Here is a 5,250-nt window from a genome sequence, read left to right on the forward strand (position 1 = left end):
CGTGTGGACCGGTTCTACCAACCGGGCCAACGCCGGCGACAATGGCACCGCGTCGGCTTGCACCAGCCCGGCATCGTTCATCGCGATCAGCGCATCCCACGCCGGCGCAGACGGGCCGGCATAGGTGCGATTGGTCAGCACAAACACGCCCCAGCCGCTGTCGGGCGCGATGATCATGTGGCTGCCATAGCCGGGATAGCCGCCGCCGTGGAACGCCACCCGGCCCAGCGTGCAATCATCGCCTACCCGCAAGCCACCGCCATAGACCACGGCGATCTGGCAGGGCGGGCCGTTGCCGGGCCGGGTGACACGGCGCGGCACGCCTTCGCCGCGCAACAGGCTGCGCACGGTGATCCGCGCCCTCGGCTCGTTCGTCGCCGTGCCGCCCGCGATCGGCGGGCCGGCAGCCGGTGCGGCGGCCGGCCAGGCGGAAAGCAGATGATCGACCCAGCGCGCATAATCCGGCGCGGTGGTGATGATGCCGCCCATCGCGCCGAAGGCGCCGGGGGCCATCTCTGGCTCGGCTTTCCAGATGCCGTCTTCCCAGCGCCAGCCGGTGGCCAGCAGGCTGCGCGGCACATCGGCGAGGTTGAAGGTGGTGGCGGTCATGCCCAGCGGCTGGAACCGGCGGCGGGCGATTTCGGCTTCGAACGGCTGGCCGCTGGCATTGCGGATGATGCGGCCCAGCATGGCATAGCCCAGGTTGGAATATTCATGGGCGATGCCGGGTGCGCGGGTGAACGGCACGCCGATCGACAACAGGGCGGTGAACTGGTCTTCGGGCAACGGCGTCTGGCGATCACCCCAGGGATCATCGGTGACAAAGCCGGCCATGTGATGGACCAGATCGGTCACGCTGACTCCGCCGATCCAGTCAGCGGTTTCGGGCAGGTGGGTGACGACCCGATCGTCCAGCCGCAGCCTGCCTTCCGCGGCCAGATCATACAGCGTCAGCGCCGTGAAAGCCTTGGTCATGCTGGCGATGCGAAAGCGCGTGTCGGCCGCCACAGGGCGGCCGCTGGCGACATCGGCGAGGCCGGCGCGGCCAACATGCACCAGGCCTTCGCCGCGCTTGACGATGCCCCAGGTCAGGCCGGGAGCCTGATTGGCCTGCGCCCACTCGCGCATGCGGCCGTCGATGCGGGCGGCGAGTTCAGGCGGCAGGGGCGCGGCGCTGGCGGGCGCCGCAAGCAACGCCGCTGCCAAAAGCGCCTTCACATCTCCTTCCCGTCGCTGATCTTGTAGAACACGCCGGCCCCGTCTCCGCCGGCCAATTGCAGCGTGCCTTCGATGGTGCGCACATCATAATTCATCGGGATGGCGCTCGCCACCTTCACTTCGATGAACTGCTGTGGGCCGGGATTGAGGTGGAACGGGCAATCGGGCGGATAGGCCAGCAGCACGAAATGGCTCTGGTTGGCGCCCTTGCCCAATGGCAGCATATAGCCGTTGATCTTCACCCGCTTGCCGGCGAGCGATTTGACGGTGGCGGGATAGAGCGGTTTCATTGCGCCAGCCTTGGCGGCGGCCGGATCTTCTGTTGCAGCTTCCAGCACCGCCCAAGCGACGCCGCCGGGCGGGGTGGGGGCGGGTTTCCAGATGGATTCCGATGGCTTCGTCGCGGTTTGGGCCAGCGCCGCCGGTCCGGTGATGAGCAGGGCAGCCAAGGTAGCAGCGATGGCAAGACGAGCAGTCATCATGTCCTCCTAGCGGGCATTTGCCAGCGTATCGGCGATATCCGATTTCAACACCCTGAACGCCGGAATCAAGGCCGCAATAAGCCCGATGATGAGCGCTGCCGCCACAATTGCCGCTTCGCCAGGATGAAAAGCCAGCGCATTCAGCCCCAATTGGCGCAACTGTTCGATATTGGCGGCGGCAAGGGCAATCACGCCGTGGCCGAGCGCCAGGCCGAGCGCCGCGCCGGAGGCAGCCAGGATCAGGCCTTCGCTGGCCACCTGGCCGATGATCGCCGCGCGGCTCGCACCGATGACGCGCAGCATCGCCATGTCGCCCTCCCGCTCCTTCAGCGCCGTGAGCAGCGCGACAAAGATCGACAGCCCGGCGGTGAGCATCAACAGCACGGCAAAGGCCCGCACCGCATCCAGCCCGACCCCAACCAGCGCCAGCAGACGGGAAACTTCAACAGCCGGCACGGCGGCCTGCAGATTGGTCTGGCGGTTGACGAAGCCGGGCAGCCGCACCGCAGCGATGGGCGAACCAAAGCGCACCAGCACGGCGGTCACCTCTGCCGGGCTGGCGTGCGCTTCATCCTCTGCATGCGGCGCCTCGATGCCGTGGACTTCCCACACGCTTTCGACCTTGGTCAGGATCAGCCGGTCGATCACGGTGCCCGTGCGCTGCAGCCGGCCGACAACGATAAAGGGCGATTCTTCATGCTTGGGCCCATCCTCGCCACCCGTCATGCCGTGGCCGCCAATGAAACGCTGGCCCAGGCCTGCGCCGGTGCGTGTCGCCACGTCGGCGCCGATCACGGCCTCCATCCGGCGCTCGAACATGCGGCCATCGGCAAGGCTGGCACCCAGCAGCGCCGGATAGGCTGGCTCGGTACCGACGATGCGAAAACTGCGAAAACTGTCGCCCAGTGCCAGCGGGATCGCCTGCGCCACGCCCATCTGGCGGCGCAGCAGATCGACCGTTGCCAGCGGCACATTCCCGGTCGGGATATCGACATGATAGACCGACGACAGGATCAATTGCAGCGGCGAGCCCTTGGCACCCACCACCATGTCGATGCCTTGGGAATCCTTGTCGAAACGGTTTTCCAGCTGGCTCGAAAACAGCAGCAGGATGACCAGGCTGGCAACGCTCAAGGCCAGCAGCAGGATGTTGAGCGCGGTGTTGAGGCCACGGTCTTTCAGATAGGCAAGGCTGAGCCTGATCATGCGGCTTTTGCCGGCGGAGCGACCAGATCGAGCCGGTTGGCAAAGCGTTCAGCGATGCGGCCATCGTGGGTGGCGACCAGCAGGGTGGCGCCGGTGGCGGCGGCGACCTCGAACATCAGATCGATCATGCGCGCGGCATTGGCATCGTCGAGTGCGCTGGTCGGTTCATCGGCCACCACCAGCCGCGGCCGGGTGATCAGCGCCCGCGCAATGGCGGCGCGCTGGCCTTCGCCTTGCGAAAGCTGGCGTGGCCGGGCGGCCGCGCGGTGGGACAGGCCAACCCGGTCGATCATCTGTGCAATGGCGGCGCGGTCAACGCTGCCCAGCGCGAGCTGCTGGGCCAGCGCCAGATTGTCGGTCACACTCAACGCCGGGATCAGCCGCAGCGTCTGGAACACCAGCCCTATGGTCCGGCGGCGCAAGCCATCGCGGCCAGCGGGCGGCAGCGCCGACATCGCCTCGCCGGCCACCAGCAGATCGCCGTGGGTGGGAGTCAGCAGGCCGGTGACGATGTTGATGAAGCTGGTCTTGCCCGATCCCGACGGCCCCAACAGCAGCGCGTGGGCCCCGCTGTTCAGCTGCCAATCGCCGATCTGCAGCACGCACTGGCCAGAACGGTCATGGGAAAGGCCCCTGGCTTCCACCAGAGGCCCCGCAGCATTGTTCACATGGTTCGGCGTATCAGGGCCGGACATTGGCCACGGCAAGCGCACCGGCGGGAGCCTGAGCGGTGGCGACATCGTCCTTCAGGCCCAGCCGTTTCATCATGGCAAGGCGCGCCGTTTCAATGGCTTCCTGACGGCGCTGTTCGGCAATGCGGGCCGCGGCTTCGGCATAAGCGCCGGCATAGGGATCGGTGCCATCGGGGGCGTAGTGGCTGTAACCCGGCATGCCGTCAAAGGCGCAGGCACTGGCGGCGCCGGCGGAGACCAGCATGGCGGTGGCAGCAACAACAGCGATCAGGCGCATGAAAAACCCCTCCAGCGGTGGATCGACTCGACAAGTCATATTGTCACACTCACTGACCGGCTGCAACGCGCCGGCCGTTGGCCACGGTGGGTCAAATGCCGCAGGTGCAGTGTGGCGCAGCTTGCCAAGCCGATGGTGACGCGGCAAGGGCAGGGTTTCCGGCGGGAGGCCGGGTGAAGACGTGAGGGGCTGCCGGATGCACGTGATTGGTCGGGTGATGATGTGGGTGATTGCCGCCCTTTTGGGTGTCGCCGCAACCGCCGGCCCGGTCGAGCAGACCAAGGGCGATTTCGTCGACAAGTTCCGCCAACTGGAAGGCGAGGATTGGCCGACCCCGACCGATTATCGCAACGCTGCCGGCGCGCCGGGCCATCGTTACTGGCAGCAGAAGGTGGATTATCGGATCACCGCCAAGCTGGACGAAGCCACGCGCACGATCAGCGCCAGCGAGACCATCACCTATCACAACAACAGCCCGGACAGTCTTCGCTATCTATGGCTGCTGCTCGATCAGAATTACAAGCGCGATCACATTGCGGAGCGCGCTGAAACCGTGTCGCCCGGCGGCGGCATCAGCCTGACCGATGTGCGCAAGGCGATGCGCATGAAGGAGTGGGAAGGCGGCTTCAACAATCTGAAGGTCACTGATGCGTCGGGCCGCGCGCTGAAGTTCACCGTGGTCGATACGCTGCTGCGCATCGATTTGGCCGCAGCGCTGGCCAGCGGCGGTGCGACGACGGTGAAGATCGATTTCACCCTGCCGATGCCGGAAACCCGCGTGGTGGGTGGCCGATCGGGCTATGAATGCTTCACCAAGCCGGATCAGGACGGCAATTGCATCTTTCTGGCCGCGCAATGGTTCCCGCGCGCGGCGGTCTATTCGGATTATGAAGGCTGGCACAACAAGGCTTTCGTTGGCGGCGGCGAGTTCACGCTGGAATTCGGCGATTACGATGTGTCGCTCACCGTGCCGGCCGATCACGTGATTTCGGCCACCGGGGAACTGGCCAATCCTGATATACTGTCGGCCGCGCAGCGCGCCCGGCTGGCGCAGGCCCGCACCGCCAAGGAACCGGTGTATATCGTCACGCCCGACGAAGCGGTGGCCGCTGAAAAGCAGAAGGCCAGCGGCAGCCGCACCTGGCGTTTCACCGCCCGCAACGTCCGCGATTTCGCCTGGGCATCGTCGCGCAAGTTCGTGTGGGACGCGATGGGCGTCAAACAAGACGACAGCGCCAACCCGCTGGTGATGGCGATGAGCTTCTATCCCAAGGAAGCCCGGCCGCTGTGGGATGCCTATTCCACCAAGTCCATCGCCCATACCATCGACGTCTACAGCGAGTTTGCCGTCCCCTACCCCTATCCGGTGGCGCAG

Annotated in this window: 5 protein-coding genes and 1 pseudogene; 1 reads left to right on the forward strand and 5 read right to left on the reverse strand. The window is 66.1% G+C overall.

The genetic code is table 11. The features are described from left to right. The 5 genes from RMO81_RS06550 to RMO81_RS06570 all read right to left on the reverse strand — a co-directional run. Positions 1-1,218: serine hydrolase domain-containing protein (locus tag RMO81_RS06550; RefSeq protein ID WP_310474989.1), on the reverse strand; the 1,218-nt coding region annotated here is incomplete at its 3' end. Continuing rightward, positions 1,215-1,700 (reverse strand): DUF3299 domain-containing protein, encoded by a 486-nt coding sequence (locus RMO81_RS06555; RefSeq protein WP_310474990.1) that lies wholly within the window; start codon positions 1,698-1,700, stop codon positions 1,215-1,217. The genes RMO81_RS06555 and RMO81_RS06550, both read right to left, overlap by 4 nt. Before the next feature lie 6 nt (positions 1,701-1,706). Beyond that, the gene (locus RMO81_RS06560) at positions 1,707-2,906 is read right to left on the reverse strand and encodes an ABC transporter permease (RefSeq protein ID WP_310474992.1); all 1,200 of its coding nucleotides are present in this window, start codon (positions 2,904-2,906) and stop codon (positions 1,707-1,709) included. Further along, entirely contained in the window at positions 2,903-3,601 is a 699-nt protein-coding gene (locus RMO81_RS06565; protein WP_310474993.1) for an ATP-binding cassette domain-containing protein, read from the reverse strand. Before RMO81_RS06565 ends, RMO81_RS06560 begins: the two co-directional genes overlap by 4 nt. Beyond that, on the reverse strand, positions 3,588-3,875 hold the full coding sequence (locus RMO81_RS06570) for a hypothetical protein (protein WP_310474994.1): 288 nt from the start codon (positions 3,873-3,875) through the stop codon (positions 3,588-3,590). Before RMO81_RS06570 ends, RMO81_RS06565 begins: the two co-directional genes overlap by 14 nt. 196 nt (positions 3,876-4,071) lie before the next feature. Between RMO81_RS06570 and RMO81_RS06575 the strand changes: the two are divergent. After that, positions 4,072-5,250 (forward strand): annotated as a pseudogene (locus RMO81_RS06575) (aminopeptidase); the annotation flags it as partial.

Origin of the sequence: Sandarakinorhabdus sp., from assembly GCF_031422795.1 — a bacterium.
Lineage (GTDB): Bacteria > Pseudomonadota > Alphaproteobacteria > Sphingomonadales > Sphingomonadaceae > Sandarakinorhabdus.

Coding starts and splice junctions, on each gene's coding strand:
- RMO81_RS06555 (WP_310474990.1), bottom strand. CDS start 1,700: ATGATGACTGCTCGTCTTGCCATCGCTGCTACCTTGGCTGCCCTGCTC.
- RMO81_RS06560 (WP_310474992.1), bottom strand. CDS start 2,906: ATGATCAGGCTCAGCCTTGCCTATCTGAAAGACCGTGGCCTCAACACC.
- RMO81_RS06565 (WP_310474993.1), bottom strand. CDS start 3,601: ATGTCCGGCCCTGATACGCCGAACCATGTGAACAATGCTGCGGGGCCT.
- RMO81_RS06570 (WP_310474994.1), bottom strand. CDS start 3,875: ATGCGCCTGATCGCTGTTGTTGCTGCCACCGCCATGCTGGTCTCCGCC.